This window comes from Pseudomonas sp. ARP3 (genome assembly GCF_001029595.1).
Classification (GTDB): domain Bacteria; phylum Pseudomonadota; class Gammaproteobacteria; order Pseudomonadales; family Pseudomonadaceae; genus Aquipseudomonas; species Aquipseudomonas rhodesiae.
This window is the reverse complement of the sequence record NZ_LEKF01000012.1, coordinates 1-21,854: the sequence shown is the minus strand read 5'-3', so window position 1 is coordinate 21,854 and position 21,854 is coordinate 1. Positions and strand designations below refer to the sequence as shown.

Below are 21,854 nucleotides of genomic sequence, written 5' to 3'. Positions count from 1 at the left end.
TTCACGGAGTGAGGGGCACTTTTTTACGCTAGTCGTAGGCGGGGGGATAGATGCAAAGTGATGGCATCTGGCGAACCGGGGTTCGCCAGAGACGGAGGAGGGGGTCAGTCGTAAATGACTTTCTTTTTCCACTCGGCGTCGGCGTCCACCACTTTCAAGCCTTCGGTCAATTCATTGACCTCGTCTTCGGCCGGCTTGCTGTTGGTCAGCACGGTGGAGTTGGCGCGGGCCAGCTGGGATTCGAGCATTTGCAGTTGGGCGCTGTAGAGCACCGGCTCCGGCTGCTTACGCAGGTACTGCACGCCACGCTCGAAAGCCAGGCGCGCCTGGCCCGGCTGGCCTTGTTGCAGCGCATGCTGGCCGAGATTGTTGAAAAACTCGATGTGCAGCAACACCAGAATGTGGCGAATTTCCCTGATCCAGTGCTTGGCTTCGTTGGCCGGCAGGAAACCATCCTGGGCGGCGCGGGTAACCTGGCCGTGCAGGGCTTCGAGGAGGAAGCGTACATCCTTGGCCTTGGCTTCGGTCTGGATCGGTGCGGGCGGGTTGTTAACCGGTATCGATTCGCCCTGGCCAACCAGTGCATTCAGCTCAGTAATACGGTCCTTGAGCGCGGCGTTGGTCTTATTGAGGTTCAACAGGCGCTGATTGACGTTCAGTTCAAGGCGGGTCATCAGCAACTTGAGTGCAGGGGTCATGAGCTGGCCAGGAAACGTCTCGGTGATTTCACCGCAACGGCGCAGGCGATCGTTGAGTTCGATCTCGGTGCGCTGTTTTTCCAGCTTGTTGTTTTCCACCACATGGTTCATGTAGCCAATGGCGATCAGTATTGCGATCCCGGCTATTACCAGCAGGGTGATCATGAGTGGTGTCACCGGTGTGACCTCTTTATAGGGTTTACAGGAGAGTGTAGTGACTGGACCATCAGGCGGATAGGTCTGATCGACCAGATGCCGCGTAGTTCTTTCTTCTCAGGCTCCCTTGCTATCTATATAGGTGAGCGCTGAAATGGTTGGCTTCATATTGCCATCACTCGTCAGGGTGGACTATAGCGTCTTGTCATGCGCCAGAATATAGGCGTCAAGGTGCGGGCGGGCAAAGTGCCCTCGCAGGCCCCAAAACGGGGGCGAAGTCATTGATTTAAATAAATTTATCCTTGGGGGTTGACGACCTTTCAATCCATCCATAGAATGCGCGCCACTTACAGCGTAAAGCACACAGCGAAACGCGGTAGGGAGTGAATGTTGTACGTGTGTCCCCTTCGTCTAGTGGCCTAGGACACCGCCCTTTCACGGCGGTAACAGGGGTTCGAGTCCCCTAGGGGACGCCAATGCGGGAATAGCTCAGTTGGTAGAGCACGACCTTGCCAAGGTCGGGGTCGCGAGTTCGAGTCTCGTTTCCCGCTCCAATTTTTAAGCAGTGTTGCTCTCGGGCGGCACTGAGTGAAACCAGGACCAAGTCTTCGGATGAGGCCTCTGGGCACTGAAATACACACCATGTGTTTCAGTAGCGTGTCCCCTTCGTCTAGTGGCCTAGGACACCGCCCTTTCACGGCGGTAACAGGGGTTCGAGTCCCCTAGGGGACGCCATTTGCGGGAATAGCTCAGTTGGTAGAGCACGACCTTGCCAAGGTCGGGGTCGCGAGTTCGAGTCTCGTTTCCCGCTCCAAATATTGCGCTACAGAGTTCCACTGAATTCTGTAAGTGATTGAAATCAGGGCCTTTAGGCCCTTTTTTCGTTCCAGCGGGAACCACTGAAATCCAGCTCCATCCAGTGCTTTTAAGTCCCGATTTAAGTCCCGAATGAGGATCTTGGATTTGGATGTGCACTGAATCGGTTTTTTGCTGTAGCAGCTTGGATAGCGAGACGAGCATCTGGCCCTGACTCTGTTCAGGAGCTCGCGATGGCACTCTCAGATACCACCGTTCGGCAAGCCCGAATCACCGGCAATGACTACACGATAGGCGACACGGATGGGCTCGCGCTCAACGTGACCGCACGCGGCGGGAAAATCTGGCGTTTCAGATATTACTGGGCGGGTGTGCAGAAGCGCATGTCTCTCGGCAGTTATCCGCAAATCAGTCTCAAAGAAGCCCGTACTCGACGTGACGAGGCGCGCGCCTTGGTCGCCCAAGGCATCAATCCCTATGAGCACCGTAAACAACAGCGTCGTGCTGTTCGTTTTGCGGCAGAGCATACCTTCGAGGCCGTGTTCAATCAGTGGGTGGAGTTTCGCAAACTGAGCCTGAAGGAAGGCCGCCAGAGCACGCTCTCGCAAATCTTGAGAATCTTCAATAAAGACGTCCTGCCCACGCTGGGTGGGCGGTCCATCTACGATATCAATCGTCACGATCTGTTGGATTTGCTGAGCAGGATTGAGCAGCGCAAGGCCTTAACGACCGCCGAAAAATGCCGGACCTGGTTCAACCAGTTGTTCCGCTATGCGCTGGTGAAGATCGAGGGGCTGGAACACAACCCAGCTTCAGACCTTGATGTGGTCGCACTTCCCAAACCTCCCGTGACGCACAATCCATTTCTCCGAATGGATGAGCTTCCGGCATTGATGGCTGCTCTTCGAAACTACGGTGGCGCCAACCAAACTCGGCTTGGCCTTCGGTTGTTGTTGCTGACCGGTGTCCGCACGGGCGAATTGCGCTTGGCGACACCCGACCAGTTCGATCTGGAGAAGCGCTTGTGGGTCATACCGGCGGAAGTGGTGAAACAACTCCAGCTAGCGATGCGGAAGCCTGGTAAGCAGACTCAAAATGTACCACCTTATATAGTGCCGCTGTCAGTTCAGGCGCTGGAGATCGTGCGTCACTTGCTGGACCAGGTTGTCCCCGCACAGCGCTACTTGTTTGCGCATCGAAGCGACCTGAGCAAGCGTATCAGTGAGAACACGCTGAATGGCGCGTTACGTCGGATGGGGTACGCCGATCAACTTACCGGGCATGGGATGAGGGCGACGATCTCGACGGCGTTGAACGAGATCGGATACCCGAAGGTTTGGGTGGATGCTCAGCTTTCTCATGCCGATCCGGACAAGGTGAGTGCGGCCTACAATCACGCGGAATATGTCGAGCAGCGCCGGACCATGATGCAGGATTGGGCGAACCGTCTGGATCTGTGGGGGCAGGGCCAGCTGAAAGCGGCAAGCTCTCCGCTTACCATCCGTTTGGAAGGGGCCCCTTCGTTGCCGTCGCTTGAAAACGCGAGCGCGAATTCCATTCAGTTCAACGTCACCTCTCCAATGACAACCGTCTCGGCGTCCAAGGCGTCGATTAACAACGAGCCGGCTCTTGTCGCGTCGCACCAGTCGCCTGTCGTACCTCTTTCGGTGCCGACTGAAAAACCGCACCAATCTCACGTGTCTGACATCCAGCGCGAACGTGCCGAGATGCTAGCCACTTATGAAGCTTTGAATAATTTGCCGCTGCTTGTCTTCGCCAAACTGGCAGGCAAATCCAGAGATCAGATCAACCGCGATATCAAGGCTCGGCGCCTGCTGTCGCTGAGCCTGGGGAATCGCGGTCAGCGCATTCCCGATTGGCAGCTTGATCCATTGCGGCACAAGTTGGTACTTGCTGCATTAGAGCGGTTTCCGGATGTCGATGCGTGGCGGCTTTATCGGACGGTCTGTGAGCCTCATGAGCGATTTAAGGGTCGTTCGCCAATCGATGCGCTCACTCTGGAGAATTTCGACGTGACTGTGCGAATCGTTTGCAGTGCGCTGGGTTCAAGCTGAGGTGCTGTTTTCGTGCTGTGATAACGGATGTCGCTGCTTGCTTGGGTCCATCTAGCTCGGGCTGCCCTAAATGCGTGGACTTCACGCGTTGCCTGAGGTGCGGCGGAGATGGTCGGCAAGAGGCGTCTATTACGCAGGAATACATCCTTTTGGCATCTTGCTCCCGCCCTCTCTTGTCAGCTCTTCATCCCGAAGGAACTTGACGCACACGGGTTCAGGATCATGTTCGTCAAGATTTTCGATTCGTCCGCTCGGCATAAAAACGGCCTTTGCAATCAGCGCTTGTGAAGTGCTGTTGGAGGCATTGGTTGAAATAAACAGCTTGGGTGTTTTGCTCATGGCTTCGGCTGCAGACCGTAGACGTCACACCCAGACGCTGATGAGCCGGTGACACGATCATCAGCGCCACAAAAGCGTGGTTGAAGAAGTCGTGAGTGAGTACCATATAGCCTACGCAATGTCCGGCATCGATTGCTATCAGGCACTGCTGACGAAAGACGGCTTCATAGATAAAGACGTGACGAGTGCAGAGGGAAGTTGCGTAGGTATCCAGTTCGATCAATATGCGTGAACATCGTCGGGCATCGCCTGGCGGATAATCCAGCGGGTGCTTGAGGGAAGGTTATCGATGCGCAGCACTGGAGTTATCCTCCTGAAATTACCCGGTGGGAGATTGCGTCAGCAAATGTCGAAAAAACAGAGCCTATGATGAAGTGCAATCGATGATGGTCCAGCCCGTCTTGCGAATGAGGTCGAGTTCTCTATCTTTCAGGGCATCCTTTCGCAGGGCAAGACACAGTAAGTGAGACGGGCGCGTCATTGCAACGTAGTGCAGTTTGAGGCGCTCCATTAAAGCTGAGTTCTCGCCTGTGTTATCGGTGGAGATCTTGGGTTTTTTACCTGTTAGCCATGGAATTAGAGTTTTTAATTGGTGAGCCTTTTGAAAGCTTTCTAGCACCAGTGTTGCCGTGTGAGTTTCACCCTTTACACCGTGGATTGATCCTAGGCGTATGGTTACTTTCGGATCGATTCCAGGGTATAGAAACCTATTCTCCCTGCCTAACGGGCCGACTGCGATTGCATCTGTGAAGGCTTCTGAGTCTGTCCATTCAAAATAATTGTCGTGCTCTGCGATTTCGACACGTGCAATGGTTCCGGCGATGGCTTTTATGGCGGATGTGAATTCTGGCCATTCCGATTTCTTGGGTGCGGATTTGCAGGCGATCAGATATTCAAGAGCGTCTTGGTACTGATGACGGGCTGCATCATGTTCGGATAGCAACTCGAGAACATGTCTGTGCGGGGATTTTCTCGTCTGAGTGGCAAAGTCGCTCGTGCTCAGGTGGATCGCGTGAAGAATGCCCTCAGCAAATCTATTTACTACGGGGCTGGTGCTGCCAGCGGTGGATAGTTCCATTCTGGCGCAAGCGAGGTACATGCCAAGTGTGCTTGGCTTGGGCTGTTGTCCAGCCAATTGCGAAGTATAGTCGGGTGCGTAGTGACCCATGAATCGCGGAAGCTTATCGGTCTTATCTGATCGGTGAACGGCTGCTACGGCTGTGAAATCGCCATGCACCAGTGCTTCTGGAGTGAATGCGTCTATGAGGTACTGGGCATATGTGGGAAGTACTTGCAGAATGGATTGATCATCGAAAAGAAAAATGGCGTTTTGACAGCTTGGGTGATTAATTTTGCTCGTCGTCGGACCTCTGCCAATCAGTGGTTGCGGCCTTAATCCGAGTGGTGCTGCAATGGAGGCTATTGACTGACCAAATCGGAAACTGTTCGGCAGATCTATTTTGTTTGTGCCCGGAAATGGATGTGTTGTACCACCGGTATCAGTCGAGGTGCCACCGTAGATCGCCTGATTTGAGTCGCCATAACGTTGCCAGATGGAGGGCGCGTCTCCATCGCAAAAGAGTTTGTGGATGAACTCAGATTGGAGTCTGCTGTTATCTTGCACTTCGTCTACAAGCACGAGTGGAAATCGCTGTCGGATTGTAGTGATCACTTCGGGGTGTTTGTTAATCAACTCATAAGCCCAGACAAACATTTCGTCAAAGCAATAGAAGCCTGCTGCTGTGGACTCCCGGCAGGCTTTCTGGATTGATTTTGCTGTTGCTGTATGGGGTGGATGCCTATTCCCCGAAAAATCGGGTTTTGTATAGATTAATGGTGTGTATTCATATTGATTCTCAAGGTACGTCCTTGTGCCATACGGTAGCCGCCACCGACGATCCTTCTCGGCAAGCTCTGTATCGATGATCTTGACGTTCTTGCCGTTTGAGCGAAGCCAGGGAAGCGCCAAGAATTCGTTCACGAACGAATGAATCGTGCCTATAAAGTGTGGGTGCTGAAGGAGGCTATAAGATGTGCTATTGGTGCTGAGGCGTGCGCCAATTTCTGCACGAGCAGCATTAGTGTGGGAGATTACGCAAATTCCCTGCCCTTTTTGCTGCCAACGATCGGCAAGGATTCCAAGCTTCGCGACGAGCAGAGTGGTCTTCCCGCTGCCTGGGCAAGCTTCGACATCAAGTGTATCTAAGGAGCGGATGACTTCCAGGCGGGGATCATCTCCGTCGGGTCCGGAAAATGCGTCAGATGGCAGGCCCATACTAAGACATGCCCGCTCAACGTCAGCCTGGGAGATCGTCCCTATACGTTCTATTCCATATGCCACTTTCGGTCATCCATTTCGATAATGTATAAGTGCTACGCTATAAGGTTTTGTGGGCAGGCTAAGCTAACGCCGCCGCGTTTACATCTGCACTTGGTGACGGTGGCGCGCTACTTTCCGATTGAGGTACCGTTGGCAGGGGTTCGGTAACATGAGCGATTGCTTGTTTAACATATTCAGGCAGAGACACGATTAACACTTCTGCAGTCAAAGAACCTTCAGAGATTGAGTCTTCAAGTATTTCACACAAATATTGTGCGGCGATTGCTTTTGATACACTTGAGCCGGTGAATGGTCCGTAGATATTGGAGCAGTGGGCATCCTTTGGTAGATCAAGTGCTTTCAGTGCGTTGTATCCTAAGTTTGCAGTCTTGATTACGTCCGCTTTTGTGGTGGATGCATCGTTTAGCTTGTCATCATTCTTCGCGAGTTGTCCTGCAAGATATAATTGTTGTGCAAGCCCCGAGAATGCCAGGTCATACTCAAGCGTCCACTCATCTGCCACAAACGTTCGGACCCATTGCTCGTTCGCCTTGTCGCGTATGGTGAGTTTTTTCGCTTCAAGCTCGACAGCTGTAAAGTCAGACTTTACCCGCCAGCGGCGGGTTGAAGTAGTCAGGGGAGGTGTGGGCGCGCCTTTTTCTACTTTTCCGATGATCTGCGGGGCGCAATCTGGCATGACATCAAGGTCTGTAATGCACGAAACAGGAATTCGAAGTTCTCCCGTCAATTCGGGTTCTTTGCGCATAAAAATGCGCCCATAACGCCCGAGCCCCACGCCCCCGACATTTACAACCGAGACGCCGTAATGTTCAAAGTCTCTACCAATAAGTTTGGCGATTACAGGCAGTAGGATGTTCTCGGCATCGCCTTCTACAATAACTACGCCGCGTGCGAAAAATAGATTTGCTTTTGTGACGTCAAGAAAGCGTTGGAGAAAACGGTAGTCCGATGAAGTGAGCTTCGTATGGCCTTCCGTCAGAGGGTAGGCGCGCCCCTCTCGGATGAGCACGAGGTTGTTGAGTTTGACGTCTGCGCCAAGATTTGGGCTGTGCGTTGTGACGATGATTTGTATCTGTTGGTCGTCGATTCTTTTCTTTTCAGTCTGTGCTTGTAGGAATGAAATTAGCCGTAATTGGCGCTGTGGATGAAGATGCGCCTCAGGTTCCTCAATAAGAAGCAGGGGGAAGCCGTCTGCTTCGGTTCCCATCAACAGTAACTCACAGGCCATAAAGAGAATGTTGTTTGAGCCAAGGCCGCGTAGATAGGACTCTTCCTGATCATTGCTGAGGTTGACCTCTAGCTTTTCCAGAAGCTGTCTAAGCCGAACGCTGTCATCACTGTGCCCGCTGATCTGTACTCTGGCGATCAGGTCATCGTCTTTGAATGAGAGAGGCTGCAAATAGTCCTGGTTTAGTTTTTCGCGTGTTGTTTTCACCCCATGTGCATTCGCGATTAAGTGGCTGGAATAGTCACCGATACCAAGTACGCTGAGATCTTCGGGAACCGGAGTGGGGTTGGTGTTTGCATCAAATTTGTCACCGTGATCCTTTATGTCCTTGGTGTGCTGAAGTATCTGGGAGAGGCGTGAGCCGCGACCTGCAGCCATTGCGCGCTCGGCATCGCGTAATGGCCTCAGGTAGGTGGCTTGCAGCATAAAACGCGCCCCTGAGTCCATTAGTGGGCCGTCGCTGTCCCTGCCAGTCCGCCACTCGATCGGTATGTACCTTCGCGTCGAGGTGCCCAACTCGCTGCGCCGTGCAATCCAAGTGATGATCAGTGACGTATGGGGGCCATCTTCATAAGTGAGGTACTCGGCAAAGGCGCTGCGGTCACTTTTCGTCAGCCCAGAAAACGTCAGTTGTATTTTTATTTCACGTGAATGGCCTTTGACTGCGCAGTTGTGGAAGTCGGTGAACTCGAGGCGTAATGACTCTTGATCCCGGGTGCCCAGCACGAATCTGAGTGCATCGATAAATGCTGTTTTTCCTGCATCGTTCTCACCCACAAGTGCTGTTAGCCCGGGGTTTAGAGAAAGCTCGAATTTTTTGTCGCCGGACCCAAAAAGACGAAAATTCTCAATATTAACTTTGGCTATATACAACGCTGGCGCTCCTTGCAGGTGATATTCTTAGTCTTCGAAAGGCATCTTGCCACTATGCCATTAGCGGTTTTTTTTACCAGCCCTACTTTCGTCAAACAATGACTCAGGGAGGCCCTACGCCCGCCGATGATGCCCTTACGGCCGACTGCCCCAAAACCCCACCCTAGTGGCAGCTGCGGCATCAACAGCAGATGCCAGTAGATGTCGCCCTTCGCACCCTTGTTGAACAGCTCGACCAGTGGCGAGGTCGACCCGCGTCAGTACGATGGCTGAGGCCACCGCCCGGTCGGGTATCGCGTCCAAGCACATATAACACCACATGTCCGGGGTGCTTGGTCTTTTCGATATTCATGGTCGGATGCGTGTCGTTGGGGTCGATAATGACCTCTAGCGGCAGGCTGCGGCGCTGAGGTTGCTGGAGGTCAGCATCGACAGAAGATTGCCTGGGACGCGGTCAACGTGGCGCAGGCAGTTACCTCTCGCCGCCCAACACCATCGCGGTGGAGGAACCACCAACTATCCGCCCCCGCTGCGGGCAATGGCGTGTTTCACCTCTAATCGCGCGGCGGTGGTGGTGCCCCCTCCCGACGGTGTGACAGTGCGCCGGGCCGTCACGATTGCATCAGTACCGGTGGGCCGCAGGCCGCCTGAGCGGATCAGGTTTCGGGCGGAGGGCTCGCCCATCAGCAGGTCGATGGACACGGCGCCCCACTAACTGGAAGGGACGCCGATGACCATGCGCTCTGCCAGCAGATCCGCGAGTATGTGAGAGCTGGATGCCAAGCAAGGTTGCAGTTTCGATGAAACCAGCAAGTGCATGACGGCCAGCCTGCTGGTTCTGGCCAAGGACAACGTGCTGGATCGGATCCATATTTGCGTCGGATTACGTTATAAAGACATCCAGTTTGATTCACACTTAGCAGCCCTTAACTCGGGAATATGGAAGGAATCTATGCCTATAAGTGACTATTGGAAGGGCCCAGCGCATCGGCAGCGGGCGGATGATCTGGCAAGGCAGCTTGCAGCCTTACAGGTGCGTTATGCGGAACTGGAGGCGCTCTCCAAGGCGCTCGGCGCCATGGAAGTTGTGGAAGTCCGAGGGTTGATCGAACAAGAGAAAGCGAAGCTTTCAGCTGTGCGCCAGGAGGCTCACAGTGCTGAGCGGGACGTGGCGGCGCTCGCGCAACGTTCCTCTGAATTGAAGGGTGAGATTCTTGTCTGGGAAGAAGTGCTGCTTCTGGAAAGCTTTGCGCTGTATCAGCCCAAGTTCAAGCTGACCACCAGCCATGAATACAAATCCCGCCTCGACAGTGTTCGAGAGCGCCAGAAGGCGATGATCAAGAGCGCAGAGGCTGCGACCGGGAATATGGGTTGGACGGTTAACAACAGTGAGGCGCAAGGGCGCAAGCTGGTCAACGATATGATCAAGCTGGTGATTCGCTCGTTCAATAACGAAGCCGACAGCTGCGTAGACAACGTAAAGTTCGACAACGTCGAATTGGGCGAGAAACGAATTCTCAAATCATTCGAAGCCTGCAACCGCCTCGGCAAGGTGATGAGCGTGGAAATATCACGCCGATACATGAACCTCAAACTTGATGAACTGCACCTAGCCCACGAGTTTCAGATCAAGAAGCAGGAGGAGAAGGAAGAGGCAAAGCGCGCCCGAGAAGAGCTGCGGGAACAACAGAAGCTTGAGCAGGAAATTCGCGCAGCGCGGGAAAAAATCGCCAAGGAGCGCAAACACTTCACAGCGGCAATGCGTGACCTTCAAGCGCGCTTGGACAAAACCGAGTCCGAAGAAGAGCGGGCTACCCTCTTGGCGAAACTGGCAGAGGTTGAAGCGGGCCGGGCCGAGCTGGAAAGCGAAGAAAAGCTGATTGACTATCGCGAACAGAATGCCAAAGCCGGCTATGTGTACGTGATCTCCAACGTCGGTGCGTTTGGGGAAGGGGTCTTCAAGATTGGCATGACACGCCGCCTGGAACCCATGGACCGCGTCGATGAGTTGGGAGACGCATCGGTGCCGTTTTGGTTTGACGTCCATGCGATGGTCTTCTCAAACAATGCCCCGGCATTGGAGGCGAAATTGCATGAACGCTTTGCGGCCGGTCGCCTGAACAAGGTCAACGGTCGCAAGGAGTTCTTCCGTGCGGACATTGCTGAGATCGAGTCGGTTATTCGAGAAAACTACGATGCTGCTGTCGAGGTTAGCCACGAGGCGCCGGCTGAGCAGTATCGCGAAAGCCTTCGAATGGCGTTGCCCAACCCCGAAATCCAGCAAGCAGAGCGGGCCGTAGCTCAAAGCTAAAATTACCGTCGGACGCCCTTGATTGGCCGCTTCTGTCTGAGCAAAGGGCATTCCGACGGGAACATTGAGCGATCCATCAAACACCGCTTCCGGCTAAAAGTTGCTGCTCGCAGGGCTGCTTCCGAGTCACTGGGAAAAAAGTGCAATCTTGAACTCAAGAGAGGTTGCTAAACTTCGGACTTTCTTTCATCGCTGTAAGGAGCAAGCATGTCTTTTGATGACTTTATGACGGATAACATCATCGTTCGAAAACAGAACGGTGACCTGCTCGAAGGGTTAAAAGCTAGCGTACAGAGCGACAAAATTTTCCTAGAGCGTTCGGATGTACTCATTGAGCCCAGGGATTTGATCGAGCGGCGTATGTCCAATGGCGCCGTTGAAACTTTCGAAGTAATTGACCCTGGCTTTTTCGAAGCCTTTCAGGGGTTTCAGGCGCACTATCAGATGTCGGTGCGTAAATTAGGTCTTCCGGAGGCCAAGCAACGTGTTGAAAGTATTACTTACAACATAAGCGGTCATAACGCCCGTATCAATAATCACTCGGTCGACCAATCGACGAACACAGTGAATATGGGCGCTGACCTGGGGGAGTACATCGAAGGTTTACGTCAAGTCATACAGAGTCTGACTGACGCCCAGCAAAAGCAGGATGCGCTGGAAATTGTTAATGCAGTTGAGGTTCAGCTTGCCTCGCCGAAACCCAGTAAGGCTGTCGTATCCTCCTTGTTGAAAGCGTTGCCCAACCTAGCAAGCATCGCCACGCTGGCTTCTGCAATTATCTCCGTACTCTGACAGGGATCGAAAATACTGAGATGAGGCTGGGTCATTCAGTGAATGTCATGGTGAGCCAGCCAACGTTCCTCGTACAGGCGCTAGTTCGAGCGGTTTTCTGCGTATCGCGAGAGGCAGAAAACGGCCAAAGTCAATGGGATACGTCCACGGAACTAGGGGCGATTCATTGAGTATCATCACGCGATCATATTAGAAGCGGAGTCTTTGTCGTACAAAGAGCTCCATGTCGCTCTGACTCGTGGAGTCAAGACGATCATTATCGTTACGACTGCAACCGCCATTCCAGGGTGACGGAACACTAGGGAACGATTTTCTTTGTACCATTACCTTATCTCTAGCATGAGGTAGGGGTTGTCCGGGGGGAGTGATTTTAAGATTAGTTCGGGATCTTCGAGTAGATAACCTTTGAGTTTTGCCCTCTTGCGGGGGCCTTGGATCTGGCAAGTCCATATGTTTAGACCATTATCACGCTTTTTGTGAACCTTCAATTTTTCAAACTGCTTCTGCACCCAGCGCCATTCCTCACCTGCGGAATCGGCCCCCAGTGAGATGCCCGGAAACTCCTGAACGTAGCGCTGAAAAAGGCCAGGCGTGACCAGGAACACAGTACCGCCCACCGTATGGATTTTGGCCCTGCTGTCATTGATGATCAGCTTGTGACTCAGAATGCCTTCCTTGACCCAACTCAGGAACGCCAGGCCTGGGTTATCCGATTGAAGCGTTGAAGTATCGTCAGCATTTTCTGACAGTGCATCGTTGGCCTCAGGCTCGTCCAACTCGAACATGTCCAGCAGCGTGCCGAGGTAATCGGCATCCTCTGCTGTCAAGGTATCCGGCTGCGGTTGGCTTTGACCTGATCCTGCACTGACTGTCTCGGGCGCTGGTGTCGGTGCCGGGATGTCAGTTGAGTGCTCATGGGCTGTAAAGCTCACCGTTCCGCTGAAAACCTCGGGCCGGTTTTCGTTCCTCCAAATCAACGCCGGTTGAAGGCGCAGAAAAGTGAAACTTTGCTGCCAGTTGCCTTGCGCGACAAGCGCAGTCCAGATGGCTTTGCCTTCCGGCGTGGACTCAACCAATCCATGTGACTGCAGCTCGTCAAACACCGCGAGATTGGACGAGGGAATGCCTTCAATCGATTGCGACAGCAGATAGGCCCGCAGCTTGTCCGTGACCGTCTTGCTGACCAGCCAGAGCGCGTCCGGGGTCAGCCATCCCGCGGCCCCCGGCTGGTTAAGTTTGAGCTCGTGCTGAACCAGATGACGCAGTCCGCTGATCAAGTGATGTTGCAGCGAATGAATCGGTGCTTGCAGTGCCTTGCTCGGGTTACCACCGATGTTCTGCGCGGTGGAAACACGGTCTGCCTGCATTACCAGCTCACCGAGCACGCCGGCACGTTCATACTGACCTGCTAGGACATACAGTAGGTTGGCCCAGAGCGATGGAAATCCACTGAGCCAGTCGAGGATTGAGCGGTCGAGAATCTGGGTGTAGAGCAAGCCCGCGGCTGCGCCGTGCAGGTGGTAGTCACGATCCTTGAAGTAGCGAAAACGGTAAGGCTGATCCAGGGGGCCCTGCCAGGGATGCCAGACACGGCCATCCTGGCGTTCGACCAGCAGGTCCACGGCGATCTTGCCGATGTCATGCAGCAATGCACCATAGGCGATGCCAGCGGACCAAGCGTCGGTCTGGGCTGCTTGGTCTTCGGGTGCGGCGCCGGTGGGAAGCAGATACGACTGACGCAATTTCAAACTGCAAGCAACCAGCTCGAGGCCATGGTCGAGCATGCCGCCAAGATAAGCATGGTGGTGCGTCTCGCTGGCTGGAAGCTGCTGGACCAGCTCGGCGTATCGATGGATCGGATTTAAATAGAGCTGGCTGAATTGCGGATGGGAGAGGGCGGTGTACTGCCAAATGCGATCAAGCAACTGGCGGCGATGCTCGGCTGCTAACAAGCTCTGGGACGATTCGATGGGCAGGTACCCATCGGCGACGTTTACGGTTGGTGGCGGAGGAGGCTTTTGCCTTTTGTGCCGAAACAGACTGAGCATCATCGTCCTCCCGGGAACTGGCAGAGTCAGTGACCTTTTAGCCTTTTCGGATAGGGCTCTTACCCTTGACTCCCCATTCCCTTCCAACCCTTACCGGTCCTTTTGACGCGTTTCCCTTTGTGCGGCAATCGGAATATCGATTTGTCCTGGCGCCGTTTTGTTGGATGCGCATGCTGGTACGAAAAAGGAAAGTGTCGGTACACTGCGGTGCGAATTTTATTGGGTCTTGCCATGAACCTCACTGACGCCACGCTCATACTGCTGCTCGCGGCACGTATCCATGGAACAGACGAAGCCGTCAGGGCCTCGGCGAAGAGCGTGGTCAAGAAGTTGCCGCGCAGCAAACGCGATCTGATCTACAAGGTGATCGACAGCCGAAGTCCACTCGAGCTGGTGGATTACCTGGCTGAGAATCTGGATACGTAACGGCGTACTGCGGTTACGGGATTACCTCATGTTCTTTGCGTCAGAGCTCCGCAGTGTGGGGATTGTCCTGGGTATAGAAAAAGGGTCCAACTCGTGTTGGACCCTGTGAAGCGCTTGCAGCAGTGAGGTAACGATCAAGCTCCATCGTTCATGCATCGCGAGTCATCCATTACCGTCTGCTTCCGTTGCTGCTCCAGGTTGAGCACATACTCCGAAGCGCATCGGGCCTGGCCACTGGCGCGGAAAATCGCGCGGTTGTCAGCCTTGAGCAGGCCGAGCCAGGAGTCGATATAGCCTTCGTGCCGAAGCTCTCCCCGTATACCGGCGTAGGCACATAAAAAAGCGGCGCCCATTTCGGCGATCAACTCTTCAAATGCATAGCCTGGCGAGCCAAATGGACACGGAGAGGTCACGCCTTCGCGCTGCAATCGAGAGTGGTGCCCGGTCCAGTGCGTCAGCTCGTGAAGTGCGGTGGCGTAGTATCCACCTTGATCGTGGAATTGCGCTTTTGTTGGCAGTTGGATGAGATCCCTGATCGGGTGGTAAAAAGCTTCGTCGGCAATTCGATGAATGATGTTTGCGCCCGAACTTAACAATAGATTTTCCGCCGCGCTGTTGGGGAAGAAGGGATCGCTCGGTTCCGTCTCGAGTGAGTTTTCGTTGAGCGTTTCGAGCCCCTCCGTTTGCTCGATGTTGAACAGAAAGTGCGTCCTGAGGATGCCAAAGTGAGCGACCTTGGGCTGGCCGTTTTCATCGAGTACGGGTTGGCCTGATTCGTTCTGTTCCTCGCGCTCCATCGGTTTGTAGAGCACCGCCAGGGTGCTGTGCTCACCCTTACGGATGTGCCCGCCGGCTTTTTTGGCTTGGTTGAAGGTCAGCCAACAATCTTGAGTGAACCCCTGCAACCTGGCCTCGGCCCAGAGCAACGGTAAATTGATGCCTGAATAGGGACGCTGCGTGATGGCGTTGATCGGGTAGGGTTGGTGATGAGCGACGTCAGTTGAGCCATTTGAGGACCAGGGTTTGATCCAGGGCGCTACGCCTTGGTCTAACGCGGTAACGATCTTGTCAGTCACGTCTTGGTAGATATTGCGCATGGCATTTTCCTCGAAAAACCGGAGGAACGCCTTGCCCGTCGGGGAGGGTTCCCCGGTGGGTATTGGTTGGATTGGTGCAGGACTGCGTATAGCCTGAGTTGGATCAGTGGCCGGGTATGGCCGTTTGCGTTTAGCGTTGCTGTTCTTCCGCAAGCGCTATCAGTAACGCGTTAGGTTGGTCTGATGCCTGAAGTAGGCTGAGGCTCAGTCGCAGCAATGGTTCATGATCTGCATCACTCGCTGAGACGAACTTGGCTACTTCAAACACCACGTAGGGTGCGTTTGGATCGGCCAGGTGAGCTTTGAAGGCTGCGCGTACGATGTTGCTCAGCCTGTCGAGCTGCAGTTTTTCAGGATGATTTGAACCATCGAGCAGTACTGCGTGTTGCCACGCCTCTGGAGTGAACACAACGGACAAGCGCAGAGTGTTCAGTGCTTCGCTTGTAAGTGAGTCGGACATGGTGTGCCTCCGTTGATAGCGCGAAGAAACCTGTCCCATTGGGGAAAGTGTTTCCCCGCAGTGGGTTGAAGAAAAACAAGAGGGTTTGGGACGAGCTGAGCTCGAACGGCGCTCGGAAAGAGCAGTAGGCGTTCACCACCGTAGAAACGGTGATCGTGCGAGCTACCGAACGCTAATCGCACTTGGGGGGAACCATCACTGGAGTGACGTAGCCTCAAAGGCTCTGGCTACCTGGGAAGGTGCTGTCGATAACAGCGATCCGTATCCTCTATGTAGCTGGATGATTTGGATGGGTCAACGGCCAGAGAAGCGCTGTTGTACGAGGTGCGTCTTTTGCCTTCCAGTGAAGAGTTTTCGACCGAACAAGCTGATAAACGGTTAAGCATGGGCGGTTTTCAGTAGTAGGCTGTAATCTCGATTTCTACAGGAATACGCTCAGAAGAGGGCGCAATCATGCCGGCTCAGCAGCCACTTCAAATCTCCCGCGCACACCGCTGGGCATATGCATGCGGTATGTTCGCCAAACGTGGTTATCGCAGGTTGAAAGGGTTTGAGTCTCGTGTGGCCAAGCGTGCAGTGACGGCAGGTTTGCCTGCGGGGAATTTACTTGTTCGCGGGATCTTTCTGCTTGCCCAGGTGGCCCTGTTCGGTGCACTTCTTTTTGTTAGCTTTTGGTTGTTTCTGCTGGTGTGCACATTCGTCGCATTAGCAGCTATCCCAGTTCAAGGTCCAGACACTCCAGATATTGATGATCTCGATGATCCAATTCACAGAGCGTCTTGGCCTGAGCGGTACGATAAATGGGGTTCACTGAAGTAACCTCCCTGGTTACTTTGAGCCCGATTTACCTGAAACCATTCTTGCTCCGCTCATCAACTGAGAGGTCCCGTTAGAACTCGCTGTCTGCGCAGCCTGGGTTCCACGGCTGAGCATTCCTTCTACACCTGAACCTACGCTATACCCAGCCCAGCTCATAGCGGCTAGAAAGACCATCGGCAGTACGATGAACATCGCCCCCATCACATACTCAATCACCTGTGCCGTGACGGTTCCGTCCATAAAACCGGATGTTGGCAGCGACAGCAGCACCTGATTGGACGCAGACACTTGGTTGTACAAGGTATCGAGCATGCTAGAGTCGACCCAGCGGGCTAACTCCCACCAGAAGGTCAGCATGTGCAGCGTGAACAGCGCGAACGTCACCGTCATGACGGTTTTCAATTGGTAGGTACTGACCAGCAGGATCAGCGGCAAGCTGATGATGACGCCCATGATCAGGAAAGCCTGCACCATCGGCAGAGCGGCGCGTAGCGCGTTCATCGCTGGGAAATTGCTGAAGGAGCCGAGAGCCAGCCCAGTGTTGGTGGCCAGGTTATTAAGCCCCTGATTGATCGACCCACCGCGAGCACTGGAGCCATAGTCCTGGTACACCTGTCCGGGCGACATAGACATCGATTGTTGGCGCGGGCTGACCAGTTCGCGCAGGGTGGCATCCTCAATCTCGTTACTCGAACGGCCAGTCAACCAATCTTTTAGCTGAGTCAGCAGCGAAGGATCGACCTGCTTGATCAAGCGCTCGCGCAACCCGACACCACTGTCGCTCCACCACTGTTTGCAGGTGGGATAGCCTGCACCACTCTCCAGCCGTGGCAAGGATATATCGCGGGTTTCATCATAGGGCCAGCTGACTCGCGGTGTCCGTGAGCGATCGGTGTCGTAGTAGCCGGGAGTGTCGAGAAAATAGCTTGAGCCGATCCAGGACGCATCATGACTTTGCGCCTTATCCAGCTGCGGACGATTGGTGAACAGCCGAGAGCGGGAATAGCCGTAGCAGTCACGAGTGAAGTCGGCGACTTCCTGCAGCAATACCTGGTTATCGATGCGCGAACTGTCGATCTCCATGCGCATCTGCCGGATATCCGGTGCGCAGGGAATGGAGGCGGTTGCCGCCGCCGTCACCCCTTTGCTCAAGGCGTGCACCAGAAACCACCAAATTGGCACGTTGGCGGAGCGTTCGCCGATGGTATTGAAGGTGATCCCCCAGGCGGTTTCTGCTGGCTTAGCCACACTGATACCGCAGCGCTGGCTCGCTGCATCATCGAACGTCATTGACGTGAGGCTCAATGGAAAGACCGGCGCGCAGCCGAACAAGACGACGATGTAGGCCAGCCACAGCCGGTTCTCTATCCGCGGTACAGAGAGCAATCCTTTGTTGCCTTCATCCGCGCCTTGCTGACGGGCCGACAACCATTCTTGCAAGATGATTGCACCAAAGGGCGCGGCGAACAGCCCAGTATCGGATAGGACGTTCCAGATACCGTTGTTGATGATCCATGCCAGCAGGGAGAGGTAAAACTCCAGGTAGCTGTTGGTGCTCATGAGCATGGTGGTGACCTCACAATCGAGTGAGCTCGACGCAGGTAAAGAGTAAGAGCCCTAATGTCCCGGCGCGTTTCACGCGCAGTCGGTCCTGCGGTCGATGTCGGTAGCGCCTTTGCAGGTCCCACCAGAGCGCAAAGAGGACGCAGTAGAGCAGGGCGCGCCACCACCGCAGATAAGGCCGTATCGATTCCAAGGTTTGCTGCCAGACCTCGAAACTGCCCAGCGCAGTGCGGCCGATCCAGGCGACCAGTGCGGCGGTCAGGATCATCACTGCTGCAATCCAGAGACTTGAAAGCAAAGTGAATAGCAGTGAGCGTTTCATGGCTCACTTGCGCCTGGCGTCAGCGTCGTTGAGTCGGCCAGGTTCAGGGTCGCCTTGCTCGACGGTGCGCGACGCATCGGCACCTCCGGCATGTCGATCGAGCACGAGGCTGGCGGTATTGGTGGTGAGCATCTGCCGGACCTGCAACTCGGTCTGCAGCAGGCGTATCTCGCGCTCCAGTGTGTCGATGTTTTTCGTCAAGGCCGTTTGGGCCGGTTCGGCGGAAGCGACGTTAGGTTCGTGGCTGCCTGCCAGCAGCGTGCGCAATAGCAGGAGCGCTTTGTCGAGCACGCTGGACAGGGCCGTCTCACTAGCCAGGCGCCGCGCTAGGAGTTCCTGATCAGGATCGTCGCGCAGGGCTTCGATCACACCACGGGTCACTGGCAGCATCGGGCTGGAGGCTTTGCTCAGATTGTCAGGGGTAGGCGGCAGAGAGCCGGACAGCAATCCTTGCAGGGCCTTGAGACGTTCGCTGTACGCCTCCTGGATCAGCGACGTCAGTCCGCTGCCAGCGGTAGCCCGCAGAGTCTCGCAGGTGTCGCAGGTTGCGACTTCGGTCTCGCCCAACACGCGAACAGCCCATTCGGATTCCTCTTGGGGTGAGGTCCATGCCTGGCAAATAGCGCCGCCCAGGCAATCACTGCTACTGATCGAGGCGCTGTCATCCACGGACCGGTTATGCAGCAGGTTGTAGCCCGCGCGCACCACATCGGAGGTTGCCCGGATGGGTGTTTGTCCGTTACCTCCAGCCTTCTGCCCGCCGACCCATGACACCCCATTATTGCCGTTACGGGCCTCGGTGTTTTTCACCGCGGCCACCGCATCACCGCCGGTTTGTTCGAGGTTGCCCTGCATCTCCTGGTTCTTGGCCAATGCGCCCCAGCCGGCTTGGCCGACCTTGTCAGCCATCTTCTCGGCCATGGCCTGGCAGGTCAGTTTGGAGCGGTCGAAGTCAATACGTCCTTGCATCACCCCGTTACTCAACAACTCGTAGAGACCGGGATTGGCGCGCTGGATGATCAATGCTGGCAGCGACATCACGGCTTGGGTCGCGTTCTGCACAATGCTGCCCATAATCTGCTGGAAACCTTCGGTAACGCCGTTTAGCTGGTTTTGCAGGGTGTTGGTGAGGCTCATGTTTCCGCACATCATGTTGGCTTGCCATGAGCCGCCGACGCCGAGCCCGTTGGGGCGATAGAGCGAGCTCGGCGAGCCCGCTGCCGAGCCGCCACCGATGGTGTACATCACCCGGTCGTCGAGCACTTCGCCTTGAGTGCCTAGACGGTAATCGTCCTCGGCGGCATGGGTATGCGTGACCACGGCGAGCAGCCCGCAGAACAAAAAACTCATCGGGCCCAACCATGATCCTGCGAGAAGTCGACTCATGACGTACCACCTTCGAAGTCGATGCTGAACAGGAAGGTCTGTCCCTCACGCTTGCAGCAGCTATAGGGACGCCACAGCGACCAGGAGTAGCCGCCATCCACGCTCTGCACCGGTTCACTGGGGAAGATGGCACATTTGGGTTGAACCCCGGGGGAGAGCAATTGCCATTTGTGGGTCGAAGCGTCGTTTTCAACGATTGGGCCAGGCGGCCAATAACCATCGCGTGGTACGGGTGTGAGCGGGACATACACGTGCGGTTGCCAGTTGCGGGTAATGACGTCACCCGCTCGCTGCGCCATCACCGCAGCGGCTTTGAAATCGTCGGGTTGCACCAAAAATCCTTGCCGGGGATAGACATTGCCCCACATGTTTCCCGTGAGCTGACGTCCGATCTCACGGACTCCCGGCAGGAGCGACTCGGGGTAAAGGCTTTCCGGGATGCCATGACGCCAGGCCAGTGAGTCCAAAGTGCTCAGGTAGTAGGGCATGAACGCAGTGGCGCCGCTGGCGCAGGCGTAGCCGGATTGCGAGGCAAGTTGCGTGGCGGCCCAGCCGCCGGGATGGCCAATGCCATCAACATTTTTGAAACGAGGCAGGTTATCGCGCTGAGTGTTCGGCGTGATCAGGTTACCGCCTCCTTCCGCACCACTGATAGGAGAGGATAGGGCGGCCATCTCGGTCCAAGGATTGGCACCGGTGGTGGCATAGCTCGAGACCACCAGCTCAGGAATGAAGTGACGAACCTTGGTTGAGGTTTTAACCGTGCAGCCGAAGGGGGTGCAGAGCAACCAAAAGCAGATGCCGACGACTCTGTACTCGAGGCAGTCTGGAGAAAGTACGGAGGCGGTAATGTTGCCGGTATCCAGCGCTACGCTTGACCCGGATGCCAGCAGAATGCTCAGCACCAACGGATGTAATTTCTGGGGCGAAATGTGCGGGCAGGCAGCAGACATGATCCAGGCTCTGGGTGTATGGCCTGGACAGGTTCAACAATCGAGAGAGGGGTGTCAGTGAGAAAGCCGAGCGCGGGATCGTCGGTTTACAGCGACCTTCTAAATCGGCAGATGGTCATTAAGCGTTCTGTGTACGAGCAAGCGCGTCAGATTCGATGAGCAACTGATCCGTTTTGATCTCGAAAATGTTGGCGAGTTTGCAGAGAACCAATAGCGACGGGTTGCCTACCCCTCGCTCGATTTGACTCACGTACGTACGATCCACCTCGGCCATGAGCGCCAATTGCTCCTGGGTAAGGTTCTTCACGCGTCGCATCGAGCGGATGTTTTCCGCAAGTTGCAGACGGAGCTGTTCGAAGTCTTGAGTCATGCGCGCAAACTGCGCCTTGAGGGACTCTCAATCCACGGGATATAGTCTACATTGGCTTTGATTCGGGCTTTTTTTATGCTTAAGCCGAGTGTCAATTTTGTTTCTATGCTGCTTGAACAGACCCAGCGTTAATAAATAATCGAAAGCTAAGGTGTCTATGACCGAAAATTACGTTTCAATTCCTGCGGCGGATGGTTGCCCAAGTCTTCTGACACCTTGGGGCAACGAATTTGCCCCAATGATCGAGCGTGGCGTGCAATGCGCCCAGGCTTGGCTCGATACGCCCGGCGAGATTCCCCTGTGGTGGGAGCTGGCCCAAACACGCAAGACCTTTCCTGTCGGTGACTGCCAGGATGCTTTTGAAGCCGGATTCTTGTTGAGGATTCAGCAGCGGCTTCAGCGCGGTACACGGATACCTGTATCGACTTGACTACCCGTTTGCATTTAGCCTGTCCTATCGCTTGGAATAGGCCAGCAGGATGCGGTCCTGAATCACTTTTGGTTTTTAGGTGCAGCGTCTTTGTCCGATGTTTGCTCTGAGACTCGCGCTGCCCTCGACGAAAGCGAGTGGGTATGGGGTTACGCAATTAGTCCACATATGGGAGCAATCCACCGATTTCTCTTATTTTCCGCGCGGCAACCGCACCAGCATATCTGAATCGCCCCTAGTTTCGTAGACACCTCCAAGCCTTAAAATGAGGCCCATTAGGAGGTGCCATGAGCAACCAGCGATATCCCGAAGAATTCAAAATCCAGGCGGTCAAACAAGTGACCGAAAAGA

18 protein-coding genes and 4 tRNA genes are annotated in these 21,854 nt (G+C 54.8%); 10 read left to right on the top strand and 12 right to left on the bottom strand.

All coding sequences use genetic code 11. The features are described 5' to 3' along the window. Nucleotides 1-104 precede the first annotated feature (104 nt). Nucleotides 105-875 (bottom strand): hypothetical protein, encoded by a 771-nt coding sequence (locus tag ABX75_RS15235; RefSeq protein ID WP_080758701.1) that lies wholly within the window; start codon nucleotides 873-875, stop codon nucleotides 105-107. Nucleotides 876-1,254: 379 nt separating this feature from the next. Between ABX75_RS15235 and ABX75_RS15230 the strand changes: the two genes are divergently transcribed. The 5 genes from ABX75_RS15230 to ABX75_RS15210 all read left to right on the top strand — a co-directional run bounded on the left by ABX75_RS15230 (nucleotide 1,255) and on the right by ABX75_RS15210 (nucleotide 3,745). Continuing rightward, nucleotides 1,255-1,330, top strand: a tRNA-Glu gene (locus ABX75_RS15230). A 2-nt stretch (nucleotides 1,331-1,332) separates the two neighbouring features. Then, nucleotides 1,333-1,408: transfer RNA gene (locus ABX75_RS15225), tRNA-Gly, on the top strand. Between the two features lie 105 nt (nucleotides 1,409-1,513). After that, nucleotides 1,514-1,589 (top strand) — tRNA-Glu (locus tag ABX75_RS15220). Nucleotides 1,590-1,592: 3 nt separating this feature from the next. Beyond that, nucleotides 1,593-1,668: transfer RNA gene (locus ABX75_RS15215), tRNA-Gly, on the top strand. Nucleotides 1,669-1,903: 235 nt separating this feature from the next. After that, on the top strand, nucleotides 1,904-3,745 hold the full coding sequence (locus tag ABX75_RS15210; protein WP_047882230.1) for an integrase arm-type DNA-binding domain-containing protein: 1,842 nt from the start codon (nucleotides 1,904-1,906) through the stop codon (nucleotides 3,743-3,745). Between the two features lie 129 nt (nucleotides 3,746-3,874). Here the strand turns inward: ABX75_RS15210 and ABX75_RS30015 are convergent, their stop codons facing one another. The 3 genes from ABX75_RS30015 to ABX75_RS15200 all read right to left on the bottom strand — a co-directional run bounded on the left by ABX75_RS30015 (nucleotide 3,875) and on the right by ABX75_RS15200 (nucleotide 8,526). Then, nucleotides 3,875-4,084 carry a hypothetical protein gene (locus tag ABX75_RS30015; protein ID WP_371263997.1) on the bottom strand — a complete coding sequence of 70 codons (210 nt, stop codon included), beginning with the start codon at nucleotides 4,082-4,084 and terminating at the stop codon, nucleotides 3,875-3,877. Between the two features lie 364 nt (nucleotides 4,085-4,448). Next, nucleotides 4,449-6,359: a UvrD-helicase domain-containing protein gene (locus ABX75_RS15205; protein WP_144419303.1), complete on the bottom strand. Its 1,911-nt coding sequence runs from the start codon at nucleotides 6,357-6,359 to the stop codon at nucleotides 4,449-4,451. Between the two features lie 124 nt (nucleotides 6,360-6,483). Beyond that, nucleotides 6,484-8,526, bottom strand: a complete 2,043-nt coding sequence (locus ABX75_RS15200) for an ATP-dependent endonuclease (protein WP_047882228.1) — start codon at nucleotides 8,524-8,526, stop codon at nucleotides 6,484-6,486. A gap of 817 nt (nucleotides 8,527-9,343) precedes the next feature. On the opposite strand from ABX75_RS15200, the gene ABX75_RS15195 reads away from it, so the two are divergent. Together ABX75_RS15195 and ABX75_RS15190 are read left to right on the top strand one after the other, a co-directional pair. Next, on the top strand, nucleotides 9,344-10,837 hold the full coding sequence (locus ABX75_RS15195; protein ID WP_223194373.1) for a DUF4041 domain-containing protein: 1,494 nt from the start codon (nucleotides 9,344-9,346) through the stop codon (nucleotides 10,835-10,837). 207 nt (nucleotides 10,838-11,044) lie between these two features. Continuing rightward, nucleotides 11,045-11,629, top strand: coding sequence for a hypothetical protein (locus ABX75_RS15190; RefSeq protein ID WP_047882227.1), 585 nt, complete (start codon nucleotides 11,045-11,047; stop codon nucleotides 11,627-11,629). 323 nt (nucleotides 11,630-11,952) lie between these two features. Here the strand turns inward: ABX75_RS15190 and mobH are convergent, their stop codons facing one another. Further along, complete coding sequence (mobH, locus tag ABX75_RS15185) at nucleotides 11,953-13,677, bottom strand: MobH family relaxase (protein WP_047882226.1); 1,725 nt, start codon at nucleotides 13,675-13,677, stop codon at nucleotides 11,953-11,955. A gap of 231 nt (nucleotides 13,678-13,908) precedes the next feature. Here mobH and ABX75_RS15180 point away from each other — a divergent pair, with 231 nt between their 5' ends. Further along, the gene (locus ABX75_RS15180) at nucleotides 13,909-14,103 is read left to right on the top strand and encodes a hypothetical protein (protein WP_027912535.1); all 195 of its coding nucleotides are present in this window, start codon (nucleotides 13,909-13,911) and stop codon (nucleotides 14,101-14,103) included. Between the two features lie 134 nt (nucleotides 14,104-14,237). On the opposite strand, the gene ABX75_RS15175 is transcribed toward ABX75_RS15180, so the two are convergent. Then, nucleotides 14,238-15,200, bottom strand: coding sequence for an ArdC family protein (locus ABX75_RS15175; protein ID WP_047882225.1), 963 nt, complete (start codon nucleotides 15,198-15,200; stop codon nucleotides 14,238-14,240). Between the two features lie 130 nt (nucleotides 15,201-15,330). Beyond that, nucleotides 15,331-15,660 (bottom strand): hypothetical protein, encoded by a 330-nt coding sequence (locus tag ABX75_RS15170; protein WP_047882224.1) that lies wholly within the window; start codon nucleotides 15,658-15,660, stop codon nucleotides 15,331-15,333. Between the two features lie 453 nt (nucleotides 15,661-16,113). Here ABX75_RS15170 and ABX75_RS28455 point away from each other — a divergent pair, with 453 nt between their 5' ends. Next, entirely contained in the window at nucleotides 16,114-16,479 is a 366-nt protein-coding gene (locus ABX75_RS28455; RefSeq protein WP_082136166.1) for a DUF3742 family protein, read from the top strand. 9 nt (nucleotides 16,480-16,488) lie between these two features. On the opposite strand, the gene ABX75_RS15165 is transcribed toward ABX75_RS28455, so the two are convergent. From ABX75_RS15165 to ABX75_RS15145, 5 genes are all read right to left on the bottom strand, one after another. Then, nucleotides 16,489-18,045, bottom strand: a complete 1,557-nt coding sequence (locus ABX75_RS15165) for a conjugal transfer protein TraG N-terminal domain-containing protein (protein ID WP_047882223.1) — start codon at nucleotides 18,043-18,045, stop codon at nucleotides 16,489-16,491. A gap of 10 nt (nucleotides 18,046-18,055) precedes the next feature. Beyond that, complete coding sequence (locus ABX75_RS15160; RefSeq protein WP_047882222.1) at nucleotides 18,056-18,364, bottom strand: hypothetical protein; 309 nt, start codon at nucleotides 18,362-18,364, stop codon at nucleotides 18,056-18,058. A 3-nt stretch (nucleotides 18,365-18,367) separates the two neighbouring features. Next, nucleotides 18,368-19,750, bottom strand: coding sequence for an integrating conjugative element protein (locus ABX75_RS15155; protein WP_047882221.1), 1,383 nt, complete (start codon nucleotides 19,748-19,750; stop codon nucleotides 18,368-18,370). After that, nucleotides 19,747-20,703, bottom strand: coding sequence for a TIGR03756 family integrating conjugative element protein (locus ABX75_RS15150; RefSeq protein ID WP_047882220.1), 957 nt, complete (start codon nucleotides 20,701-20,703; stop codon nucleotides 19,747-19,749). The genes ABX75_RS15155 and ABX75_RS15150 overlap by 4 nt, the downstream gene beginning before the upstream one ends. Nucleotides 20,704-20,821: 118 nt before the next feature. Further along, a complete protein-coding gene (locus ABX75_RS15145; RefSeq protein WP_047882219.1) occupies nucleotides 20,822-21,073 on the bottom strand; it encodes a helix-turn-helix domain-containing protein in 252 nt (83 codons plus the stop codon). Between the two features lie 157 nt (nucleotides 21,074-21,230). Here ABX75_RS15145 and ABX75_RS15140 point away from each other — a divergent pair, with 157 nt between their 5' ends. Continuing rightward, the gene (locus ABX75_RS15140) at nucleotides 21,231-21,503 is read left to right on the top strand and encodes a LasR-specific antiactivator QslA (protein WP_047882218.1); all 273 of its coding nucleotides are present in this window, start codon (nucleotides 21,231-21,233) and stop codon (nucleotides 21,501-21,503) included. Nucleotides 21,504-21,854: the final 351 nt, after the last annotated feature.